The following is a 19,773-nucleotide window of genomic DNA, read 5'->3' as shown; positions in this document are numbered from 1 at the left end:
GGAGCCCTCAGCAGCCGGCGAATCATGACTGGAGCGCCGGCCGCGAGGTTCCTGTCATGATGCCGGATCTAGACCGATACGCACGGATTGTTGTGGCGTTCAGCGGCGGAAAGGATAGCGTGGCCTCCTTGTGTGCGCTTCTTGATGCAGGTGCCAATCCGGATCGGATCGAACTCTGGCATCACGATGTTGATGGTGGCGAACCTCTGATGGATTGGCCCTCTACGCATGGTTACGTCCGCGCCCTGGCGGCGAGTTTCAGTGTGCCGGTCTGGTTCTCTTGGCGGCAGGGTGGGTTTCTTCGCGAGATGTTGCGCGAGAACACTCCCACCGCGCCGATCTCGTTTGAGAGTCCCGAAGGGGTCAAAACGCGGGGAGGGCGGGGGAAACCCAATACGCGCCTGCGGTTCCCACAGGTTTCTGCCGACCTGACAGTGCGCTGGTGCAGCGGAGCATTGAAGATTGCCGTTGCCGATGCCGCTCTGCGCAATCAGGAGCGCTTTTTCGACGGGAAAAGCCTGTTCGTGACAGGAGAGAGAGCGGAAGAAAGCCCCAATCGCGCACGCTACGCGGCCTTTGAGCCTCATAGAACCGATACCCGCCGCAGTGTTCGACGGCCTCGGCATGTCGATCACTGGCGCCCGGTTCACAGCTGGACTGAGCGTGACGTTTGGAGCGCGTTGGAACGCTATTCCGTGCTGCCCGCTCTGCCATACCAGATCGGATTCCACCGGCTGTCGTGTCGCTCCTGCATTTTCCAGAGCGCGGACCAGGCCGCGACACTTCGCCATATTTGTCCCGACAATTTTGAACAGCTCGCGAAATACGAGCGGAGATTTGGATGTACGATCCGTCGCGACATCGATCTGCATGGACTGGCTGACAGAGGGCGCCCGTTCAGGGCGGCCTTGAACCGCCCCGATCTTGTGGCGCGTGCAATCTCAGATCGGTGGACGGGATCCGTTCGCCTGTCCCGTTGGTCACTGCCTGCCGGTGCGTTCGGTGAAGGGGACGGCCCGACATAGGACACAGCCGGCGATCGGAAAAAAGAGAGCCATAATCGAAAAGAAATGAAGAGAACAGTCGCACCAGATCGGCCGGCGCGCCGCAAGGGGTGGCTCCTCCCCGTGCTCGCCGGCTTCGCCGTCTGTGCGCGGGATGCGGTGCCGCCGCTGCGCGGCGCCCTTGCGTCCCCCCGGCCGACCCGGTCGCGATGAAGGCTGAAGGAAAGAGAAAAAGCCTTTCCTGACACCCTGAAAACCTGAACCCGGCAATCCCCCGGCCTGCGCGAGCAGGGCCGGGCGCCGGCGTTTGTACGGAGCCCGGTCATGTCACTCCAGCTCAGCCTTTTTGGCACAACCGCACTCGGCGATCCGCAGAGCGATCTTTTCTGGGGCGAACTCGAAGGAGAAGAGGGAACATCTCCCGTCCCCGCCTCGTCCGTACCCGTTGCCTCGCTCGCCATTCCTCAGACCGACTTCCGTCTCTGCGGCACACGCGGCCTCGCAGACGGTTGGCGGCAGCGCGCCCGCGACAACGTGCTGGCCATCGCCCTGCTCAGAGAACTCGAAAAGGAAGACCGCAACGCCACGGCCGCTGAACAGGTCGTGCTGTCACGGTTTATCGGCTTCGGGGCAGGGGACCTGGCGAACAATCTGTTCCCGCCCGGCCAGGACGGCTTCAAGACCGGATGGGAGGAGATCGGGGCGAGCCTGCTGGCCACGACTACGGACGCGGAGCGGGCAGGGCTCAAACGCGCCACGCAGTATGCGCATTTCACGCCCGAAACGATCGTGCGTGCCCTGTGGGATACGGCGCTGCGCATGGGCTTCAGAGGCGGTTCCGTGCTGGAACCGGGCTGTGGAAGCGGCCTCTTCATTGCCGCCCGCCCGGAAAACCTTGAAGGCCGGATCGCCTTCACCGGAATCGAGAATGATCCGATCACGGCGCGGATCGCGCGCAAACTCTATCCGAACCAGTGGATCCGCAGCGAGGATTTCACCACGGCGAAGCTGGCGGCCGGATACGATCTCGCCATTGGCAATCCGCCGTTTTCCAATCGCACCGTGCGCGGACCGGAAGGCCTGACCCGCCTCGGACTGAGCCTGCATGACTATTTCATTGCCCGCTCCGTCGAGGCGCTGCGTCCGGGCGGCGTCGCGATGTTCGTGACCTCGCGCTACACGCTGGACAAGACCGACAGCACCGCCCGCCGCACAATCGCGGAGATGGCTGACCTCGTGGGGGCGGTGCGCCTGCCTGCCGGCACGATGCGGAACGACGCCGGCACCGATGTGGTCATTGATGTGCTCGTGTTCCGCAAACGCGGGATCGGCGATCTGCCCGGAGATGAGAACTGGCTGGAAACCGGCGAGGTGCCCGGGAGCAACCAGGGCAACGGACCGCTGGTGATCAGCCGCTATTTCCTCGACCGTCCGGAACAGGTGGCGGGCCGTCATGGCTGGACCACGACACAGTTCGGCCCGGATTACACCTGCGAGGCGGCGGACGGGCTCGCCCCCGATGCCGTGCTGCCCGAGGCTCTGGCCCGGATCGGGCAGGATGTGCGGTTCCCGGCCCCGGCGGAGCAGCGCATCGTCAGGCCGGCAGGATCCGACGTTCTGGTCGGCACCGCAGCGGACGGCGCCCTCCTGAAGGAAGGCTCGTATTTCGTCACCAGGGGCGTCCTGCAGCAGATTGCGGACGGACAGGCGGTGATGGTCCCGATCAGGAAAGGCGAGCAGAAGGAGGGCATTTTCCAGAAGCACGCCCGCATCATCTCCGCTCTCGTGCCGATCCGCGATGCCGCCCGGGCGGTCCTGCGGGCACAGATGGAAAACCTGCCTTATGGCCGCCTGCAGGGTGAGCTGAAGCGGGCTTATCTCAGCTTTGTACGGCAGTACGGTCCGATCAACCTGACGAACGTGACTGTCCGCGTCGATCCGGAAACCGGGGTGGAGAACGAGACCCAGCGGCGGCCGAACCTGACGCCGTTCTACGACGACCCGGATGTCTGGCTGGTCTCCTCGATCGAGGAGTATGACGAAGCGACACAGAAGGGCCAGATGGGACCGATCTTCTCGGAGCGGGTGATCCACGCCCCGGTCGAGCCGGAGATCCATTCCGCGCACGATGCCCTGGCGGTCTGTCTGCATGAAACGGGCGGCGTGGAGATGCCGCGCATCGCCGAGCTTCTGGGACAGCCCGAAGGCGATGTCGTCGCAGCCCTTGGCGAGGCGGTGTATCTCGACCCGGAGCGCAGCACGGACGGGCGCGATGTCTGGGTCACGTCGGATGAGATGCTCTCCGGCGCGGTGCGCACAAAACTGGAGCAGGCCCGCGATGCGGCCCGGGCCGACCCCCGCTACGCCCGCAATGTGACGGCCCTGGAAGCCGTGCAGCCGGTCGATCTGCGCCCGTCCGAAATCACGGCGCGCCTCGGAGCCCCCTGGCTGCCGGTCAGCGACATCATCGCCTTTACCGCCGAGGTTCTGGGGGTGGAAACCACCATCCATCATTCCGCCGCCGTAGCGTGCTGGACGGTGGAGAAGCGGGGCTTCCTGGGCAAGGCCGAGGCCACCTCTGTCTGGGGGACGGAACGCCGCCATGCGGGCGAGCTGCTGGAAGATGCGCTGACCCAGGCGTCACCGAAGATCTGGGACGTCTGGCGCGACGGTGACGGCAATGAGCACCGCGAGCTGAACACGAAGGAAACGGAAGCCGCAAAGGAAAAACTCGCGGCGATCAGGCGTGCTTTCGAGACATGGGTCTGGCAGGACGGCGACCGGGCGGAGCGGCTGGTCCGGCTGTATAACGATACCTACAACAACCTCGTGGCGCGGGAGTTCGACGGCTCCCATCTCCGCCTGCCCGGTGCCAGCACCACGATCAGCCTGCGCAGCCATCAGAAACGGGTGATCTGGCGGATCATCGCGGCTGGCGGCACGTATATCGCCCACGCCGTCGGCTCGGGAAAGACGTTCTCGATGGTCGCCGCCGTCATGGAGCAGAAGCGTCTCGGCCTGATCAGCAAGGCGATGATCGCCGTGCCCGGTCACTGTCTGGCGCAGATGGCGCGCGAGTTCCTGATGCTCTACCCGACGGCGCGGATCCTTGTCGCCGATGAGACCAACTTCGTGAAGGTGAAGCGGCAGCGGTTCCTCGCCCGGGCCGCGACCGGCAACTGGGACGCGATCATCATCACACATGATGCGTTCAAATTCATTCCGGTCGAGGGGGATTTCGAGCGCCGGATGATCGAGGAGCAGATCGCCTCTTTCGAGGAAGTGCTGGAAAGCGTCGATGCGGATGACCGGCTCTCGCGCAAGCGGATCGAGAGCATGAAGGAGAAGATGCAGGCGAAGCTGGAAGGCCTCTCCGGCCACAAGGACGACCTTCTGCATCTGGGCGAAATCGGCATCGATCAGATTCTTGTCGATGAGGCACAGCAGTTCCGCAAGCTGAGCTTCGCCACCAACCAGTCCGACCTGAAAGGCGTCGATCCGAACGGATCACAGCGGGCGTGGGATCTGTTCGTGAAAACCCGCTATCTGGCAGCGAAGAATCCGGAACGGCCTCTGATCATGGCGTCCGGTTCGCCGATCACGAACACACTGGCCGAGATGTGGACGGTCAGCCGCTATATGGATCTCGAAGCCCTGCAGAAGCGCTTCCTGCATGAGTTCGATGCCTGGGCGGCGAATTTCGGCGAAACCCGCACCGAACTGGAGCTGCAGCCGAGCGGCCTTTACAAGCCGGTCACACGTTTCACAGAGTTTGTGAATGTCGCCGATCTGATGGCGATGTATCGCGACTTCGCAGATGTCGTTCAGCAGGATGACCTGCGCCAGTATGTGAAACTGCCGGCGATCCGGGGAGGCCGGCGCGAGATCATCGTCGCCCCGACGAACGACAACTTCCGGGCGTATCAGAAGACGCTCGCGGCGCGGATCGACGCCATCGAGGCGCGCGAGGGCCGGCCACAGAAGGGCGACGACATCCTTCTGTCCGTCATCACCGACGCCCGTCACGCGTCGATCGATCTGCGGTTCGTGGCGCCCCTGGCCGCGAATGATGACAGCTCGAAGCTGAACCTGATGATCGGGAACGTGTTCCGGATCTGGCAGGAAACGTCGGACAACCGCTACACCGATCCGGAGACCGGCCGGCCCTGTGATCTGCCGGGCGCGGTGCAGATGATTTTCTCCGACCTCGGCACCGAGAGCGCGATGGAGACGCGGGGCTTCTCGGCCTACACCTGGATCCGTGACGAGCTGATCCGCATGGGCGTGCCGCGCGCGGAAATCGCGTTCATGCAGCACTACAAAAAGAGCGCTGCGAAGCAGAAGCTGTTCGGCGACCTCAATGCGGGACGCAAGCGGATCCTGATCGGCTCGACCGCGACCATGGGCACGGGCGTCAATGCCCAGCAGCGGCTGAAAGCCCTGCATCATCTCGATGTGCCGTGGCTGGTCTCGGACATCATCCAGCGCGAGGGCCGGATCGAGCGGCAGGGCAATCAGCACGAGGAAATCGAGCTGTACGCCTATGCCCAGCAGGGGTCCGTTGACGCGACAAACTGGCAGCTTCTGGAGCGCAAGCAGCGTTTCATCGGCCTCGCCATGTCGGGCGACCGGTCCATCCGCCGGATCGAGGACATTGGCGGGGAGGGGGGCAACCAGTTCGCCATGGCCAAGGCTCTGGCCTCGGGCGATGCGCGCCTGATGCAGAAGGCCGGGCTGGAAGCCGATCTGGCGCGGCTGGAGCGGCTGGCGGCTGCCCATTACGATGATCAGTTTGCGGTGAAGCGCGCCATTGAACGGGCTGAGCGCGAGATTGCCGGCGCCGACCGTCTGATCCCGCTGATCGAGGCGGATCTTGCTGTCCGCCAGCCCACCAGAGGCGAGGCCTTCGCGCTGTGTCGTGAGAAAGGCAATGTGACGGAGCGCGAGAAGGCCGGATCGTGGCTCCTGTCCCAGGTGCGGATGGCAGCGAAGAATGGCGAGGAAGGGAAGTGGACCCTCGGACAGATCGGGGGCTTCGCTGTCGTATGCGAGGCCGAACCGAGCTGGATCCGGCGCTCCGACAAGCGCACCGTCGATGTGACGCTGTTCCTCGAAGCGCGGTCGGGCCGCATCACCGTCACGATCGAAGAGGACACGAAAGGTCTCGGGCTGGTTTCGCGCATCGAGCACGCGCTGCTCCGGCTTGATGATGCGCTGCGCGACGCCATCAGGACGCGGGAGGAAGCGGAGCGTCGCCTGCCGTCCTACCAGTCCCGGCTGGGTCTGCCCTTCGCCGAACAGGCGATGCTCGATGAAAAGCGCGCCGAACTGAAAGCGCTGGAAGACGATCTCGCCGCCACCTCGACGGAAGAGGAGGCGGCGAATGATGACGGTCAGGACAAGGAAAAGGAAGAGACGGCAGCCTGAGAGCGGCTGCCATCTCCGGCCAGCCGCCGCAAGGGGTGGGTCGGCATGTGTCCTCGCTTCGCTGCGGGCCATGCCGATCCCGCCGCTGCGCGGCGCCCTTGCCCCGCCTGTCCGGCGCTGCCTGCCGGAAAAGCATCAGGAAAGAGTCCTGAAAACAGGAGTGCAAACCATGCAACTGCGCGAAGTCGATCCGAAGACGCTGCTCGACAATCCCGAGAATCCCCGCACCGCAGCCCCGAACGAGACGGAAGACCGGCAGCTGGCGCTGAACGTCAAGGCGGTCGGGATCATCCATCCGCCTCTGGTCCGGGAAACCCCGGATGGCCTGATGATCGTTGCCGGCCATCGTCGCCGTCGCGCCGCCGTGAAGGCCGGGCTCAAGACGATTCAGGTGGTCGTGGCGGGCGATGACGAGGAACTGGACCGGATGCGCGCGGCGTCGGAAAACATGATCCGCCAGCCAATGACACAGGTGGAACAGTGGCGCGTCATCTCCTCGCTCCGGGCGGAAAAGCAGTGGAACGACACCGCGATCTGCAAGACGCTGATGCTGACGCCGGTGCAGCTGAAACAGATCAGCCGGCTGTCATCGGTCCTGCCGGACATTCTCGCCTGGATCGAGGTCGGAAAAGGACCGGAGAGCCGTGAGCTGGCCAGTATCGCGCTGGCCTCGAAAGGTCTGCAGGAACAGGTCTGGGGCTATTTCGGGTTTCCGGTCGGCACGGAGCCCCCGGAAGACGTCGAGGCCTGCGAGGGAGACCGGGTGCGGCTGCCGGACGGATCGTGGCAGCCGGGAGCGGCCGAGCCCGACTGGAGCCGGATTGCCTCGGCGCTGCGACAGGATCGTTTTTACGCGGCCGATGCGTCCTTTGACGATGCCATCGCGAAAAGCTGCAGGATCGTCTGGCAGGAGGATCTGTTCGGTGAGGCTGGCAAGGACGGCCGCTACACCGAGGACGGGATCGCCTATGAGAAGGCGCAGCGCCAGTGGCTGAGCCAGAGCACACCCGAAGACGCGGTGATCGTGCAGAGCGACGAGGATGGCGAGCCCCTGTTCGAGGATGGAAGCGCCCGGATTTACTGGGAGCGGGAAGGGGCGACGAAGTGCTTCTGGCTCAATCACAGGCTGAAGGTCGAAAGTGGCTGGTGCATTCTCGCCGACAGCCCGGCCGCGAACCGGATCACGCCGTCCGCCGTGATTGACTCTCTGCCCGACGTGCCGAAGGAGCGGGCGGATATTTCCGGGCGCGGACATGACATGATCGGCAGCTTCCGGACACAGGCCCTGCACGCGGCGCTGGACGGGATGCAGGAGGGCGCCGACCCGTGGACGCTGGTCGGGCTGATGATCGCGGCCTTCAACGCGCAGAACGTCCGGGTCGATGGAGATGCGGGCGCGTGGTATCCGCAGCGTCGGCCCTCGCAGAGGCTGGTAGCGGCTGCCGGACTGTTTCAGGACGGGGAACTGGCGCTGGACGAGACCCTGTTGCGCGGGGCGGCGATCCGCGTGCTGAAAGCCGTGCTCTCCTGCGAGAAGAATAGCACGAACAGCGGCGAATGGAGCGTGCTGGCCGGCCATATCGTCAATGCCGACGCCCGGCTCCCCACCATGGCCGATGAGGACTTCCTGAAGACGCTCAGCAAGCCGGGCATCACGAAGGTGGTTCAGGCCGAGGGCATTCTGCCGCGCAACACGGGCAAGGAGATGCGCAAAGCGCTGATGGACCGGGTGGGGCAGGGGATCTGGGTCCATCCCGAGGCCCGGTTCGGGCTCGATGTCGCGAAGCTGAACGCCTCGTTTCAGGAAGCCCTCAGTCCACCGCCACCCGAAGCCAGCGACGACGATCTGGAGGACGCCGATGAAGACGAAACGGAGCACGGCGACGACGCAGTCACGGATGGCAGTGCGATGGCTGTTGCGGAGACGGCCGAACCTGAGCAGGAGATTGCTCAGGACGATGATGAGGTCGGGCCTTCGCGGCGCGCGGCAGAAGAGGAAGGGGAGGGTGATCCTGACGACGAGGAGGAGGAGAACCCGCTTCCACCGCCGCAGACGCCGGATGAGTTCCTGAGATCGCATGTCGAGTTCATCGCGATCCGGTGAACCCCAAGGAAAGACTCTTCAGTCGCATCTGGACGGCAGGCAGGCTCGCGCGGGTCTTGGAAATGAAGAAGATGGTCGGTCTGGCTACTGCTTACGAGATGCTTGCGAAACACACATGATACACCAAATAAAACCTGTGAGGTTATTATGTCTTCTTACCAGGACTACGAAAAAGCCGAAAGAAAGGTGATTTCCGAAAATCGGGAAGTCGTGTTCGACGCCCATCAGGAACTTGGCGTTACAAGTGTAACCGTTGTGTACGAAGGTAGCGGTGACAGCGGGGGAATTGAGGATTTCAGTATCCTGCCAGCAGACTGCTCCGTTGAGAAAGAGGTGGTTGTCCAGGATCTCGTGTGGGGGAATAATACTCCCGAGAAAAAAACAGTTCAGATCAAAGAAGTTATCGAAAATACCTCTATGGGCATAGTCGCCATTGATCACGGCGGCTGGGAAAACAACGAAGGTGGAGGAGGGGAAGTAACCTGGGATGTGGAGACCAGGGTGATTACCCTTGAACATTATGATTACTTCGTCGAACGTAACTATTCGACATCCCTCTATTGACGAGGTCTGCCGTGGCACACCCATATCATCACGCTCTCTCTTCCGTCCGAAAATGGGGCGGTCGACCAGAAGATTACCAACCCATTCACGACTGGTTTGACTGGTCGAAGGTGCTGATCGGCGACATGCGGCATAGGGCGCTTCGTCATCATGCAGAGGGATGTTTCGCCTGCGAGGCACAGTTCGGCGTCGTGATTACGAATTCAGACGGCCGAATTGTTCCTGTCAGGCTGATTGCCGAGCAACACGTTCTCGAAGATCACGGGCGAATTCCTTCTTTTGCTGACTGGGCGCGATCCATCAGACCCGAGCGCTGGATGGGTAATCCGCAATCGTTAGCTCATCTCGCAGAAGAGTGGGCAAATAACCACACAAAATAGAAAATGCCAAGAAAACCTAGAGGCTGATTACAAGCTTTATACGCCAGTAGGTCGCTTAGGAGAGTCTCTTCAGCTGCCGGGCACCCTGCGGCGAGTGCCAGCCTGATCCGTTTCAGCGATATGGAACGTCTATGAAACATGGCTTCCGAAAGCGCCGCCTAACGGATTGATTTTTAGCGAAGCCTACCCCCGGTTCCAGGTGTGTCCATTTTGGTCACACCTGTTTCAAATTTCGTCAGGCAGCAACACGATTATAGCGGAATCGCAGTCTGCCTGACCACCTCTTTTTTCCGTCCGCCCGAAAGTGCGGCGTGAACAGAAAGGCACAGGTCCATGGTGAATGCCCATATCAGACGTTTCATGGATCTCAGCACCGGCCATCTGCCGAAGTCAGATCGGGAGTTGCTGGAGGCTTATGCACAATCAGGCGGTGCAACCGGCCTGTCCTGTCTCTCCGGTCCTCATGGCTGGTTCGTGTGGGTTGGTGAACGCCGCTGTTCGCCGGATTGGCCGGGCTCTGTCAGCCTTCGCCGAATTCTTGAAGATGCGGCAAGTAACGGATGTGATTACGTCATGTTTGATTCAGACGGTGCGGTAGAAGAGGCGTACCAGTTCTTTGATGATGAAGACGAATGACCGGCAATACCAAGACCATGGCCTGTAATACGAAAGGGCGGGACACGAGAGTGTCCCGCTTTTTTTGTGTCCTCCCAGGAGGAACACAGAAGGAAGACGATTATGAAACTGCATTTCGACCATGCCCTGGTGACGCGGCTGCTCGCCCACGCCGACGCCGCGAGCGAACATACGCCAACGCTGGATCAGCTCTATGATCCCGCCTGTCTCCGGCCCGGGGTGAAGACCCGACGTCCCGCATACGAGGATATTGACCGGACGAAGATCCCTGCTGGTCTCATGCTGGTGGGCGACCAGGGGATCTATCTGATGTCGAATGGTCATCCGGGCCTCCCTGGCGACAACGGTGAGGTGAACCTTGTCGCCTACGCCAGAGAGGCGGATACGCAAGCCTCTCCCGAGGACTGGTATGACGTGAAACGTGCGTCTTTTGGCGGGGACGATGGCGCGGAATTCCTGTCTGCCGAGACTATCCGCAAGGCGCTTGAGGCGACCGCGCGCGGTCATTTCTGGATCGACGTGTCCCCGACACAGATCCGATGCCCCTTCCTCGCACCGCCAGAAGAGCCCCGTGCCGGGCCGTCAGGCACGAAAGGGAAGGGGCCTTCGCGGCAAGAGAAAAAGGGGAAAGTCTGAGAAAGGGAGGGAAGGAAACGGAAAAGAGGATCGGCACCACAGTTCAGCCTGCCGCGCAAGGGGTGGGTCGGCATGTGTCCTCGCTTCGCTGCGGGCCAGGCCGATCCCGCCGCTGCGCGGCGCCCTTGCCCGTCAGTCTGCCCTGCGGTCGCCGGAAAGGGTCAGAAACGCCAGAAAAAAGGATCTGGACAATGGCTCAGGACCGCACCGTCTCTCCACCCCAACCCCATCCCGCCGTGGAAATCATCAGGTTTCTCGCGCTCGTGTTCCTCTGGACGCTCGCCCTGGTCGTCGCTCTCGTGCTTCCGGACCTGTTCCTGGATCCCACGACCGGAGTGCTCGATCTCGGGTGAAACCCGTCCGCCCATCTGCAGCAGAGAATGGCCGTCCTTTGGGGCGGCTTTCGCATGTTTTGGAGACAGATCATGGCCAGAACCGAACGCACTGACATCCATCAGACCGTCACAGACCGGATCATCAGCGAGCTTGAGAACGGCACCGTGCCGTGGGTGTGCCCGTGGGGCCGCTCGAACTGCGGCGTTGCCCTGCCCCGGAACGCGACGACGGGCCGTGCCTATTCCGGAATCAATATTCTCATGTTGTGGGGTTCGGTGGAAATGCAGGGCTTCTCCACGCAGAAATGGCTGACGTTCCGGCAGGCGCTGGCCGAGGGCGGAAATGTCAGAAAAGGAGAGAAAGGAACGACGGTGTTCTACGCCGATCGTTTCACACCGAAGTCGGAAGCAGGATCCGACGATCCCCGGACGATTCCGTTCCTGAAGCGCTTTACGGTGTTCAATGTGGACCAGTGCGAGAACCTGCCGGAAGGCGTGGGGGCGGCGCCCACACCGTTGCCCGAGCGCGAGATTGTGCCGCAGGCTGAAGCGCTGATGCGCGACACCGGGGCAGACATCCGGGTGGGAGGCGATAAGGCGTTTTACGCGCCTGAGCCGGACTATATCCGTGTCCCGCCCCAGCAGTCCTATTTTGCACAAATCGATTGGTATCGCACGGTCTTCCACGAGATCGGACACTGGACGGGCTCGGAAAAACGGCTGGCCCGCACATTCGGAAAACGGTTCGGAGACCGCGCCTATGCGGCCGAGGAACTGGTCGCCGAGATGGTGTCAGCGTTCGTGTGTGCGGAACTGCAGATCGAGCCGACCGTCCGTCACTCGGATTACATTGGAAGCTGGCTTGATCTTCTGAAAGCGGACAAGCGGGCGATTTTCACCGCAGCAAGCGCCGCGTCGGCCGCCGCCGAATACATTTTCAACACATCGACGCGCCGTCAGCCCATCGGGGACGTGGCGGACGCTGCCTGAGAGTTTCCGAAAAATACATGCCCGAAAAGGGTGTTTTACAGATGGAGTCTGTCATGCCTGTCTTTGCTCTGATCGCGACCCCTGCCGTGCACAGGCTTTCCGGCACCGGCAAAGTGCTGGTCGCTCTGCCCATGGATCACCTCGGAAACCGGGGAATGACCGAAGCCCGTACGCTGGCAGATCTCACGAAGGCGGTGACGCTTTATGGCGACAGGATCGCCACTGACCATCCCGGGCGGTCGTTCTCCATCGGCGTGCATATTCGCCGGGGCGACCGCAAACCGCGCGGGTTCGATACCGCATATCGCAGCGGTGCGCTCGGAACGGACAAATGGATCGTGACCGTGGAGAGCGACGCTGCCGAGGCGCTTGCCCTGAACGGTCCTGCGTCCGGCGTGGACAAAGGCTCTGAGACAAAAGGAGAAGCGGAATGATCCGTCAGTATTACACGTCGCCGTTCCAGGGCGGCGACAATCCGCTTCGCGTCGGAACCGTGGCCAGTGGCTCGATTTTCCGGCTCCCGGCTCCTGTTTCCGGCCGCCCGTGGCGGACAACACCGTGGATCGTGGAGAGCTTTCTCAATGGGAAGATGGGCGCGGCCGTGCGGAATCCTGTTACAGGGTTCTGGGAGGACCGTTATATTCGTGGGCGCTCGGATCTGGCGATACTGCGCAGCCTTGCCAGTGGTCGCCGCGTGACAATGGCTGTGCGCTATCTGGAGCATATGGACGAGGAAGGCATGGGAGAAGGGCGGTATCCCGGCCTGCCCGATGTCAGCCGGTTCCATAACGGGTATCGGAACCGGAGCCTGGTCGCATGACCCCCGCACCGATCCTGTGCGAGCGGATCCGCACGCCGCCGCTCGATCCGGCTTTCCTGAAGCCGACCAGATGGGCGACGGTCGAGGAAAAAGCGAAGCTGGGTAACGCCATGCTGCGGTTCATCGCCGAGGGAATGCCTGCCGAGAAATTCACGGCGTCCCTGTATGAGCGTCTGAGCAATATGTTCGGCTTCATTGCTCATTATGACCGGCACGGCTTCGCTCAGACATGGTTCGACAGCGCCGCGACACGACGGGATTTCCTTGACCAGATTGTGCGACATCCCTGCTGGGGAGATCCCGGCTTTGTCTGGTCGGACGTGGAGCGGGAAATCGGCCAGCGTGTCCGTGAGAACCTTCTGGTCGAGGCATGGGCCAGCCGTGCCCGGGAAGATCAGAATGCGCGCGAGAAGGCGGAACTGGCCCGCCTGATGGCGAAGCACGGCGTGGCGTCGGTATCCCCGGTCGTGGCCGCGCCAGCCGTGCAGCTGGGGCTGTTCTAGCCCCGCGCCACGGTCCATGAACCGTGGCCTTCGAGACACCGGGCCAGAAAGTCGAGTGCCGCCCGGGGATAGTTGCGGATTTCAAGCAGGGTGCCGGACGGCACGTCCATCTCATATGCGCCGTGCTGAAGGGCACAGCACGGACCGCCGCGCAGGAACTTCACGCCCTTGCCTGTCCGGAGAACCTGACGCGGGCCGAAGACACCGGCTACGTGCCGACCGGCGACATAAATGTCGGCGTTGAACTGTCGCCACAACGGTGTGCGGATGTTCTGCTCGTTGACTTCAATCTGCACGTTGCAGCGATCGGCCCACGCTTCCGGTGTGCCATCCACGCCGTAGAGTGTGCGGCAGACATTCCGCACCGCTTCCTCGTGCTCATGCCTGAAGGACCAGCCGGTCTCTTTTCCCATAAAGCGTCCCCGATAACGCCGCGCCTGTGTGGCCAGCTCCGGATGAAAATCGGCTTTCAGGGTGATGTGGCCGTCCAGGACAGTAATCACAGCCATGTTGAACTCCCGTTCTCTCGTCAGGAGAGTCTAGTACGCGGAATCGGGCGGTACAAGCGAAAACAGTGGGGAAAAACGCAAAAAACGGTCGTCAGAACGCTGAAATATCAAAAATCAGGAAGAAGAGGAAAGGGGATCGCCGGCACTGCCGGGTCTCTGCCCTGGTTTTTGCGGTCTGAAGCGGTCGTCGTCGGGCGCAACCCCCAGGCCTTCGGTCGGGACGGCACCGTGAAGCCGCAGGCGGCTTCCGCACCACTGCCGCCCCGAGGGGTTGCGCCCGCCGCCTGATGCCCGCTTCCGCGCGACCGCACCAGGTCAGAGACCCGGCAGAGGCCGGAGAGGAACTGGAAGGAAAGAAAAGGAAATCAGGTCATGAGCCAGTCAGTCAATCGCGTCATCCTCGTCGGCAATCTCGGTCGGGATCCGGAACTCGCGGCACGCAGGGAAGGCGACGGGAAAATCGCAAATATCGCCGTAGCAACGAGCGAATCATGGAACGACCGCAATACGGGCGAGCGGAGAGAAAAAACGCAATGGCACCGTGTTGTGTGCTTCAACGACCACCTCTCGGGCGTGATTGAACGTCGCTGTCAGAAGGGCACGCTCGTCTATGTCGAGGGCCATCTGGAAACGCGGAAATGGACTGACCAGCAGGGACAGGATCGTTACACGACCGAGGTAATTATCGATCGCTTTGACGGAAACATAAAGGTGCTGGCCAATGGCCGGAACACCGGAGAAGGCCGCTTTGACGATGACCGGCCATCGCGAAGCGCGGCGCCGCGTTCTGCTGCGAACACGCCCGGCGGATCGGATCTGGATGACGAAATACCGTTTTGAGTCGGGCTTTTTTCGGGCCGGAGACGGCCCGGAATGGCGCACTTCATCCGGAATCCCTGTGCGGAGTCAGCACCATGTGCAGCGTTTTTATCAGGCGCCTGACCGCTCCTCGCGGACAGGCCCGCGCCTATGCGCGGAATCATGAGGCTGCGGCCTCGGGCCTCGACCAGCTCTGTCATCTGCCGCAGCTTTCGGCCCGGCAGCGGGCCGAATTCCGGCGTTGCGCCCTGGAGATGCGCAGGATCGCCCGGGAGAAGCTTCTCGACAGCGCGCGGTAAGGGCAAAGGGCGACCAGAAATGACGTCTGGAAAAGCGCGAAAGTGTGCGAAAATCGTCAGGGTATGATACTGTTCCGACTGCCGATGAGGGAGCCACGTCCATGTTAACACCTGAGCAGATCGCCGTCCGGACACGAGCAGTACATAAGGCGCGCGTAAACAATCTGATTGAAGGACTACGCGAAGACCCTCGTGATGCCCCTGTGCTCGATGCCTACGCTCGCGGCGAGATTTCCGGCGACGAAGCACGACGGCAGGTTATAGAGGCGATTACCGGCCGATCCGTGAAGAAAAGGTCGGAAGCCGCCTGATTTTCCTGAGACATGGGCGATCCCTATCTCCAGAGCGATGGCGAGACATTAGAGAATGTGCAAGGGATCCAGCATGATCCAGAGGCACTTGATCGGCTGGAAAAATTTCTGACTGCTTCACGGGAAGCAGAACTGCATGAACGTGGACTCCCTGCATTGCAGGGCTTTCCTCTGGTAAAAGCGATACATTACCACCTGTTCCAGGATGTATACAGCTGGGCCGGACAGCCGCGAACAACACTTCTGGTCCGGGACATGAGCGGCTTTCTCGCTCCTGAGCGGATTGAACAGGAAGGCAGGAAACTGTTTGAACGGCTGGCGGAAAAAGACAATCTGCGAGGGTTATCGCGGATGGAATTTGCGGAACAGCTTGCCGTTCCTTTCAACGAGCTGAACCATATTCATCCATTTCGTGAGGGAAACGGACGGACGCAGCGGATCGTCTGGGAGGCTTTTGCCCGCGAGGCAGGGCATACCCTGGATTTCGAGGGTATTTCGCAGGAGCGGATGGCCGTCGTCTCAATCGCCGGTATGAAGGGCGATCACATGCCGGCGATCAGGATGTTCGATGAACTTCTGGATTCAACCCGTCATAAGGCTCTGGTGAAGGCAACCCGGTTTCTCGAAAAGGCATTCCGGGATGACTCTGATTTCAGTTGGAATGAGCGTTATATCGCCACAACGACGCCCGGTCAGGCCTATGATGGGAAATTCGCCGGACGCTCGGGTGATAATTTCATGATGGGTTCAGGCGACCGCGTTTACATCGGCAATCTCGCGGATCTCGGAAGCCATGCCGACGGTCTCAGATCGGGGGATCAGGTCAGTTTCCGTGCTGCGGGAGAAACACCTGCCAGCCGCAGTTTTTCATCCCTGGCGACCGCATTGATCGGGCGCTCCGGTTCTTATGAACCAAAGGCCACGGCACCGGACTGGCTCGATCGGGCGAAGGCTTATGGCGATCGCCAGAAGAAACCTGGCAGCGAGCCAGTCAGTGACGAAACCCCGGCATCAGTCAGGCGGCATGATCCATCGGGCGATCCCTCTCCCTGAATTGGAACGCTGACCCGAAGCCAGACCAGCAGGTAGAGGAATATAAAAATGGAAGAATGCGGGAATAATGACCAGTCGCGGCCTTCCATTACTGCGGAAGAACGCCGTCAGCGACAGGAAGCGGTCGATTACGCGCGAGGAAGTTGTCGGCTTGAAGGCGTGATACTCGATGCGGAGATCGAACGGATCAACACGCGGTTCATCCAGGGCGAACTGACCATGAATGAACATTTTGAGGAACTGCAGCGTCACCTTGACCGGTGATGCTGCAGAGCCGGGACGCATCGGGCGCTCCGTGTCTCTAAGTTCAGTTTTTTCTCGTTAGTCGCATGATGGGGGCGCACGCGGAACATTCCAGAAGGAGTGTCCCGCGTCGTGTTTATTCGTTCGTCTTTAATCCGATCGGATCCTGAACAGTCGCGTGCCGTCGTGCAGCCGGTTGCGGGCTGGGTGCGCAGGCAGGGGGCTTTGCTGCCCCCTGCACCCCCGCCGGGCAGGCGGAAAGAAAAAATCCTGTATAGATTGATAGTGCAAGTAATAAATCCCGCTTTGGTGCGGTTTTTGTTGCGTTTTATTGTGTTTAATACTCGCTCTCGCGTTCGAGTTGTAGTATAGTTTTACCAGAAAGCCGAAGCTATTCGTGAAAGGATTTCTTCCATGGCTTACGCAAATTCCGCAGAAGCACAACAGAAAGAACTCGAAGAACTTCGCCGTGAGGTGAGCTGCGTTCTTGTGCTCGAAAAAGCCGGCTTCAAACTGGACCGCGAAGCCACGGCGCAGCGCTCGGCCCGCAACCTGAAATTCCGCCGTGAAAACGAGGCAATCATCGTGAATCATGACGGCAAAGGCTGGTGGGATCCGAAAGGGGACGGAAAAGGCGACGTTTTCAAACTCGTGCAGCATCTCGATCCGTCGAAGAACCTCGGCCATGTCCGGCGCGAGCTGCGCGATCTGATCGGTAAAAGCCCGACACTCGAAGTCGCTGAGCGGACCAAAGGCGTAAGTGACAGGCCGCGCCGCGAGCCGGCCGAGTTGTGGGGCCGTCGTTCAGCGCCGCAGGAAGGCACCCCGGCATGGCGGTATCTCACCGAAGAACGCGGGTTGCCGGGCAGCATCGTGGCGGTGGCCGGACGTCAGGGCGTGCTGAAGGAAGGCCCGAACGGGACTGCCTGGTTCGGCCATCGTGACGCGGACGGCCAGTTCACCGGCATGGAGATGCGCGGACCCGAGTACAAGGGTTTTTCAACGGGCGGCGGCGGCAAGCGTCTGTTCGGATTTCGGGCGGACGAGGGAACGGAGCCCGCACGGCGGCTTGTGGTCACGGAAGCCGCCATTGATGCGCTGTCCTTTGCCGCACTGGATCGTTTCAAAAAAGGATCGCTCTACACTTCGACGGGTGGTGGGATGAGCCCGGAGAGTGAGGCCAATCTGAAACAGGTCATGGCGACCGTGGCGAAACAGCCCGATGCCCGCCTGGTCATCGCTGTCGATAATGACCGTCAGGGTCACGTCTACGCCGCGAAGCTGGCCGCCATGGCCCAGGAGGTCGGGCTCTGGTCGGGACGTATCTCTCCGAAAACACCGGGAGACGACTGGAACAAGGCTCTGAGGGTGCACGGAGAAGAGGCTCAGGGCGGAGCCGCCCCTGCCGGATCTCTGCCGCGTCTTTCCGACGCTATCACCACAAAGCCCGCAACGCAGCCGGATGCCGTTTCCTCCTCGTGGCTGGATCAGGCCAGGGCGAACAGCCCGGCGCGCCATCAGGCAGCGCCAGCCCCGGAACCTGCCAGGGCGCCATCCCCTGCCACAGCGCGCTCAGCGACCTCTTCTCCAGGAGCTTCCCTATGAGCTGGTTCGAACCTTTCGCGTCCGAGAACTGGCGGAGACGCCTTCTGGACATCCTTCCCGGTCACGCTCAGGCCAATGCGATCTGGAAGAAGCATCGCCCGCATGGATGTGCCGAGCCTGACTGTTTTGTCGAGATCGGTGACGGGAAAGCGGAATTCCGGGGTGTGGTGATTGGCGGCGAACGCGACACCTCCCTGCCTCAGGGCTGGGATCTGGAAGGGCGCATCGTCCTCTTCACCGATGATCACGAGGTGATCGTCATTGCCGGCTGGCGGGCCACAGACCTGTCGGCTGACCGATCCTGTTTCCAGGATCACCTGACACAGGAGACTGTCATGACCACTGTTGCCCATTACGCGGATCTCGGCGTTGCACGCCTGGCCTTCGTGACGGACCTCGCCGAGGTGTTCGCCCGATCGGCCCCGGCTGCCGAGATCTGGACCCGTCATCTGCGCCGGAGCGATGCTCCGATCGAAGAGGATCCGCCGATCCCGCAGACCGCTGTGCGGCTTTATGAGCGTGTCGGCTGTCCGCTCGGTCTGGTCATCGACGGACGCTGGGAGCGCGGGCTTGAGACCTGGGATCTCTCCTACCCGGCGACGCTCCTGCTCTCGACCGGTGAGATCACCGAAACGCATGGTTGTCTGGCGGAAGGGATCGAAGAGCTATGACACCCGATGATCTTCCTGTTCCGTATGCCCTGGCGCCGATCCTTGACGATCTGACGGCGGAACAGCGCCGCGCCGCCATGGCTCTCGGCCATGTTCTGGTCCTGGCCGGTGCCGGCACGGGTAAGACCAAAACCCTGACAGCCGGCGTGGCGACGCGCATCGAGCTGTATGGCATGGTGCCGGGTCAGATCCTGTGCGTCACCTTCACCAACAAAGCCGCGCAGGAAATGCGGAAACGCATCGCCGGCGTTCTGGGTCCGCACTCGGTGCCCACCTGGCTCGGCACATTCCACGCGCTCGCCTCCCGCCAGCTTCGTGCAGAGCCGGAAGTGGCACATCTGCGCAGCGGCTTCGACATCCGCGATGCGGATGACAGTCTTGGGATTGTGCGCCGCCTGATCAAGGCGATGCCGAAAGAGGAGCTTCCTGTTCCGCAGGAGGGGGCTCCCGGAGATGCGAAACAGATCAAAAAGATGGCCGAGCGGATCTCGCGCCTGAAGGAGGATCTGGTGACACCGGAAGCCGCCCGGGCGCATGTCGAGAGCATGATCCGCAAGCGACAGGCGGCCAACCGCTTCGTGGATCATGAGAGCTGGCGTTTCGTGGTCGGGCTCTATGGCCGGTATCAGGCCATTCTGCGTGAGCAGAACGCGGCGGACTTTGGCGATCTCCTGATGTGGCCGACTCTCGCCATGCTCCATGATCCGGCCTATCATCGCCGCTGGACAGGCCGCTTCACAGCCGTGATGGCGGATGAATTTCAGGATGTGAACCGCGCGCAGTATCTCTGGCTCACCCTGCTCAGCAAGAAATCCGGAGAACTGTTCTGCGTGGGCGATGATTCGCAGAGCATCTTATAAGTTA

General features: G+C 61.6%; 21 protein-coding genes. 19 read left to right on the top strand and 2 right to left on the bottom strand.

Annotation, left to right across the window (positions count from 1 at the left end; all coding sequences use genetic code 11):
- Window positions 1-56: 56 nt before the first annotated feature.
- From GXY01S_RS10070 to GXY01S_RS10030, 12 genes are all read left to right on the top strand, one after another.
- On the top strand, window positions 57-1,025 hold the full coding sequence (locus GXY01S_RS10070; RefSeq protein WP_061274693.1) for a phosphoadenosine phosphosulfate reductase domain-containing protein: 969 nt from the start codon (window positions 57-59) through the stop codon (window positions 1,023-1,025).
- A 303-nt stretch (window positions 1,026-1,328) separates the two neighbouring features.
- Complete coding sequence (locus GXY01S_RS10065; RefSeq protein WP_061274691.1) at window positions 1,329-6,431, top strand: lactate dehydrogenase; 5,103 nt, start codon at window positions 1,329-1,331, stop codon at window positions 6,429-6,431.
- 169 nt (window positions 6,432-6,600) lie between these two features.
- Complete coding sequence (locus GXY01S_RS10060) at window positions 6,601-8,535, top strand: ParB/RepB/Spo0J family partition protein (RefSeq protein WP_061274689.1); 1,935 nt, start codon at window positions 6,601-6,603, stop codon at window positions 8,533-8,535.
- A 147-nt stretch (window positions 8,536-8,682) separates the two neighbouring features.
- The gene (locus GXY01S_RS10055; RefSeq protein WP_061274687.1) at window positions 8,683-9,099 is read left to right on the top strand and encodes a DUF6878 family protein; all 417 of its coding nucleotides are present in this window, start codon (window positions 8,683-8,685) and stop codon (window positions 9,097-9,099) included.
- Between the two features lie 11 nt (window positions 9,100-9,110).
- Window positions 9,111-9,479, top strand: a complete 369-nt coding sequence (locus GXY01S_RS18960; protein WP_082770824.1) for a DUF6915 family protein — start codon at window positions 9,111-9,113, stop codon at window positions 9,477-9,479.
- 333 nt (window positions 9,480-9,812) lie between these two features.
- Window positions 9,813-10,115: a DUF5983 family protein gene (locus GXY01S_RS17145; RefSeq protein WP_082770823.1), complete on the top strand. Its 303-nt coding sequence runs from the start codon at window positions 9,813-9,815 to the stop codon at window positions 10,113-10,115.
- Between the two features lie 102 nt (window positions 10,116-10,217).
- Window positions 10,218-10,751, top strand: a complete 534-nt coding sequence (locus GXY01S_RS10050; RefSeq protein WP_061274685.1) for a DUF3085 domain-containing protein — start codon at window positions 10,218-10,220, stop codon at window positions 10,749-10,751.
- A gap of 191 nt (window positions 10,752-10,942) precedes the next feature.
- Window positions 10,943-11,104: a hypothetical protein gene (locus GXY01S_RS18575; protein WP_169797740.1), complete on the top strand. Its 162-nt coding sequence runs from the start codon at window positions 10,943-10,945 to the stop codon at window positions 11,102-11,104.
- A 72-nt stretch (window positions 11,105-11,176) separates the two neighbouring features.
- On the top strand, window positions 11,177-12,076 hold the full coding sequence (locus tag GXY01S_RS10045) for an ArdC family protein (protein ID WP_061274683.1): 900 nt from the start codon (window positions 11,177-11,179) through the stop codon (window positions 12,074-12,076).
- A 53-nt stretch (window positions 12,077-12,129) separates the two neighbouring features.
- On the top strand, window positions 12,130-12,510 hold the full coding sequence (locus GXY01S_RS10040; protein ID WP_255210411.1) for a hypothetical protein: 381 nt from the start codon (window positions 12,130-12,132) through the stop codon (window positions 12,508-12,510).
- Entirely contained in the window at window positions 12,507-12,896 is a 390-nt protein-coding gene (locus GXY01S_RS10035) for a hypothetical protein (protein ID WP_061274681.1), read from the top strand. The genes GXY01S_RS10040 and GXY01S_RS10035 overlap by 4 nt, the downstream gene beginning before the upstream one ends.
- Window positions 12,893-13,399: a hypothetical protein gene (locus GXY01S_RS10030; RefSeq protein ID WP_061274679.1), complete on the top strand. Its 507-nt coding sequence runs from the start codon at window positions 12,893-12,895 to the stop codon at window positions 13,397-13,399. The genes GXY01S_RS10035 and GXY01S_RS10030 overlap by 4 nt, the downstream gene beginning before the upstream one ends.
- On the opposite strand, the gene GXY01S_RS10025 is transcribed toward GXY01S_RS10030, so the two are convergent.
- Window positions 13,396-13,908, bottom strand: coding sequence for a hypothetical protein (locus GXY01S_RS10025; RefSeq protein WP_061274677.1), 513 nt, complete (start codon window positions 13,906-13,908; stop codon window positions 13,396-13,398). The two genes, GXY01S_RS10030 and GXY01S_RS10025, sit on opposite strands and share 4 nt — an antisense overlap.
- Before the next feature lie 372 nt (window positions 13,909-14,280).
- Here GXY01S_RS10025 and ssb point away from each other — a divergent pair, with 372 nt between their 5' ends.
- From ssb to GXY01S_RS10010, 4 genes are all read left to right on the top strand, one after another.
- Complete coding sequence (ssb, locus tag GXY01S_RS10020) at window positions 14,281-14,748, top strand: single-stranded DNA-binding protein (RefSeq protein ID WP_061274675.1); 468 nt, start codon at window positions 14,281-14,283, stop codon at window positions 14,746-14,748.
- Window positions 14,749-14,822: 74 nt separating this feature from the next.
- Window positions 14,823-15,026, top strand: a complete 204-nt coding sequence (locus GXY01S_RS10015) for a hypothetical protein (protein WP_061274672.1) — start codon at window positions 14,823-14,825, stop codon at window positions 15,024-15,026.
- A 101-nt stretch (window positions 15,027-15,127) separates the two neighbouring features.
- Window positions 15,128-15,337 carry an antitoxin VbhA family protein gene (locus tag GXY01S_RS18135; RefSeq protein WP_146222787.1) on the top strand — a complete coding sequence of 70 codons (210 nt, stop codon included), beginning with the start codon at window positions 15,128-15,130 and terminating at the stop codon, window positions 15,335-15,337.
- Between the two features lie 12 nt (window positions 15,338-15,349).
- Complete coding sequence (locus tag GXY01S_RS10010; RefSeq protein WP_061274670.1) at window positions 15,350-16,390, top strand: Fic/DOC family protein; 1,041 nt, start codon at window positions 15,350-15,352, stop codon at window positions 16,388-16,390.
- Here the strand turns inward: GXY01S_RS10010 and GXY01S_RS19305 are convergent.
- The gene (locus tag GXY01S_RS19305) at window positions 16,349-16,675 is read right to left on the bottom strand and encodes a hypothetical protein (RefSeq protein ID WP_156470306.1); all 327 of its coding nucleotides are present in this window, start codon (window positions 16,673-16,675) and stop codon (window positions 16,349-16,351) included. The genes GXY01S_RS10010 and GXY01S_RS19305 overlap by 42 nt on opposite strands.
- A gap of 372 nt (window positions 16,676-17,047) precedes the next feature.
- Here GXY01S_RS19305 and GXY01S_RS10005 point away from each other — a divergent pair, with 372 nt between their 5' ends.
- Genes GXY01S_RS10005 through GXY01S_RS09995 form a run of 3 tightly spaced genes read left to right on the top strand, consistent with a single transcriptional unit; the run spans window position 17,048 to window position 19,769 of the window.
- On the top strand, window positions 17,048-18,238 hold the full coding sequence (locus GXY01S_RS10005; RefSeq protein ID WP_061274668.1) for a DUF3991 and toprim domain-containing protein: 1,191 nt from the start codon (window positions 17,048-17,050) through the stop codon (window positions 18,236-18,238).
- Window positions 18,235-18,909, top strand: coding sequence for a hypothetical protein (locus GXY01S_RS18950; protein WP_255210410.1), 675 nt, complete (start codon window positions 18,235-18,237; stop codon window positions 18,907-18,909). Before GXY01S_RS10005 ends, GXY01S_RS18950 begins: the two co-directional genes overlap by 4 nt.
- Window positions 18,906-19,769, top strand: a complete 864-nt coding sequence (locus GXY01S_RS09995) for an ATP-dependent helicase (RefSeq protein ID WP_242013141.1) — start codon at window positions 18,906-18,908, stop codon at window positions 19,767-19,769. The genes GXY01S_RS18950 and GXY01S_RS09995 overlap by 4 nt, the downstream gene beginning before the upstream one ends.
- Window positions 19,770-19,773: the final 4 nt, after the last annotated feature.

Source organism: Komagataeibacter xylinus NBRC 15237 (genome assembly GCF_001571345.1).
GTDB lineage: Bacteria > Pseudomonadota > Alphaproteobacteria > Acetobacterales > Acetobacteraceae > Komagataeibacter > Komagataeibacter xylinus.
Note: the sequence above shows the minus strand (reverse complement) of the source record. Positions and strands in the feature narration are given on the sequence as shown.

Bases quoted from the DNA above. Each gene is read 5' to 3' on its own strand.
- GXY01S_RS10070 (WP_061274693.1), top strand. From the start codon at position 57: ATGATGCCGGATCTAGACCGATACGCACGGATTGTTGTGGCGTTCAGC.
- GXY01S_RS10065 (WP_061274691.1), top strand. From the start codon at position 1,329: ATGTCACTCCAGCTCAGCCTTTTTGGCACAACCGCACTCGGCGATCCG.
- GXY01S_RS10060 (WP_061274689.1), top strand. From the start codon at position 6,601: ATGCAACTGCGCGAAGTCGATCCGAAGACGCTGCTCGACAATCCCGAG.
- GXY01S_RS10055 (WP_061274687.1), top strand. From the start codon at position 8,683: ATGTCTTCTTACCAGGACTACGAAAAAGCCGAAAGAAAGGTGATTTCC.
- GXY01S_RS17145 (WP_082770823.1), top strand. From the start codon at position 9,813: ATGGTGAATGCCCATATCAGACGTTTCATGGATCTCAGCACCGGCCAT.
- GXY01S_RS10050 (WP_061274685.1), top strand. From the start codon at position 10,218: ATGAAACTGCATTTCGACCATGCCCTGGTGACGCGGCTGCTCGCCCAC.
- GXY01S_RS18575 (WP_169797740.1), top strand. From the start codon at position 10,943: ATGGCTCAGGACCGCACCGTCTCTCCACCCCAACCCCATCCCGCCGTG.
- GXY01S_RS10045 (WP_061274683.1), top strand. From the start codon at position 11,177: ATGGCCAGAACCGAACGCACTGACATCCATCAGACCGTCACAGACCGG.
- GXY01S_RS10040 (WP_255210411.1), top strand. From the start codon at position 12,130: ATGCCTGTCTTTGCTCTGATCGCGACCCCTGCCGTGCACAGGCTTTCC.
- GXY01S_RS10035 (WP_061274681.1), top strand. From the start codon at position 12,507: ATGATCCGTCAGTATTACACGTCGCCGTTCCAGGGCGGCGACAATCCG.
- GXY01S_RS10030 (WP_061274679.1), top strand. From the start codon at position 12,893: ATGACCCCCGCACCGATCCTGTGCGAGCGGATCCGCACGCCGCCGCTC.
- GXY01S_RS10025 (WP_061274677.1), bottom strand. From the start codon at position 13,908: ATGGCTGTGATTACTGTCCTGGACGGCCACATCACCCTGAAAGCCGAT.
- ssb (WP_061274675.1), top strand. From the start codon at position 14,281: ATGAGCCAGTCAGTCAATCGCGTCATCCTCGTCGGCAATCTCGGTCGG.
- GXY01S_RS10015 (WP_061274672.1), top strand. From the start codon at position 14,823: ATGTGCAGCGTTTTTATCAGGCGCCTGACCGCTCCTCGCGGACAGGCC.
- GXY01S_RS18135 (WP_146222787.1), top strand. From the start codon at position 15,128: ATGTTAACACCTGAGCAGATCGCCGTCCGGACACGAGCAGTACATAAG.
- GXY01S_RS10010 (WP_061274670.1), top strand. From the start codon at position 15,350: ATGGGCGATCCCTATCTCCAGAGCGATGGCGAGACATTAGAGAATGTG.
- GXY01S_RS19305 (WP_156470306.1), bottom strand. From the start codon at position 16,675: ATGCGTCCCGGCTCTGCAGCATCACCGGTCAAGGTGACGCTGCAGTTC.
- GXY01S_RS10005 (WP_061274668.1), top strand. From the start codon at position 17,048: ATGGCTTACGCAAATTCCGCAGAAGCACAACAGAAAGAACTCGAAGAA.
- GXY01S_RS18950 (WP_255210410.1), top strand. From the start codon at position 18,235: ATGAGCTGGTTCGAACCTTTCGCGTCCGAGAACTGGCGGAGACGCCTT.
- GXY01S_RS09995 (WP_242013141.1), top strand. From the start codon at position 18,906: ATGACACCCGATGATCTTCCTGTTCCGTATGCCCTGGCGCCGATCCTT.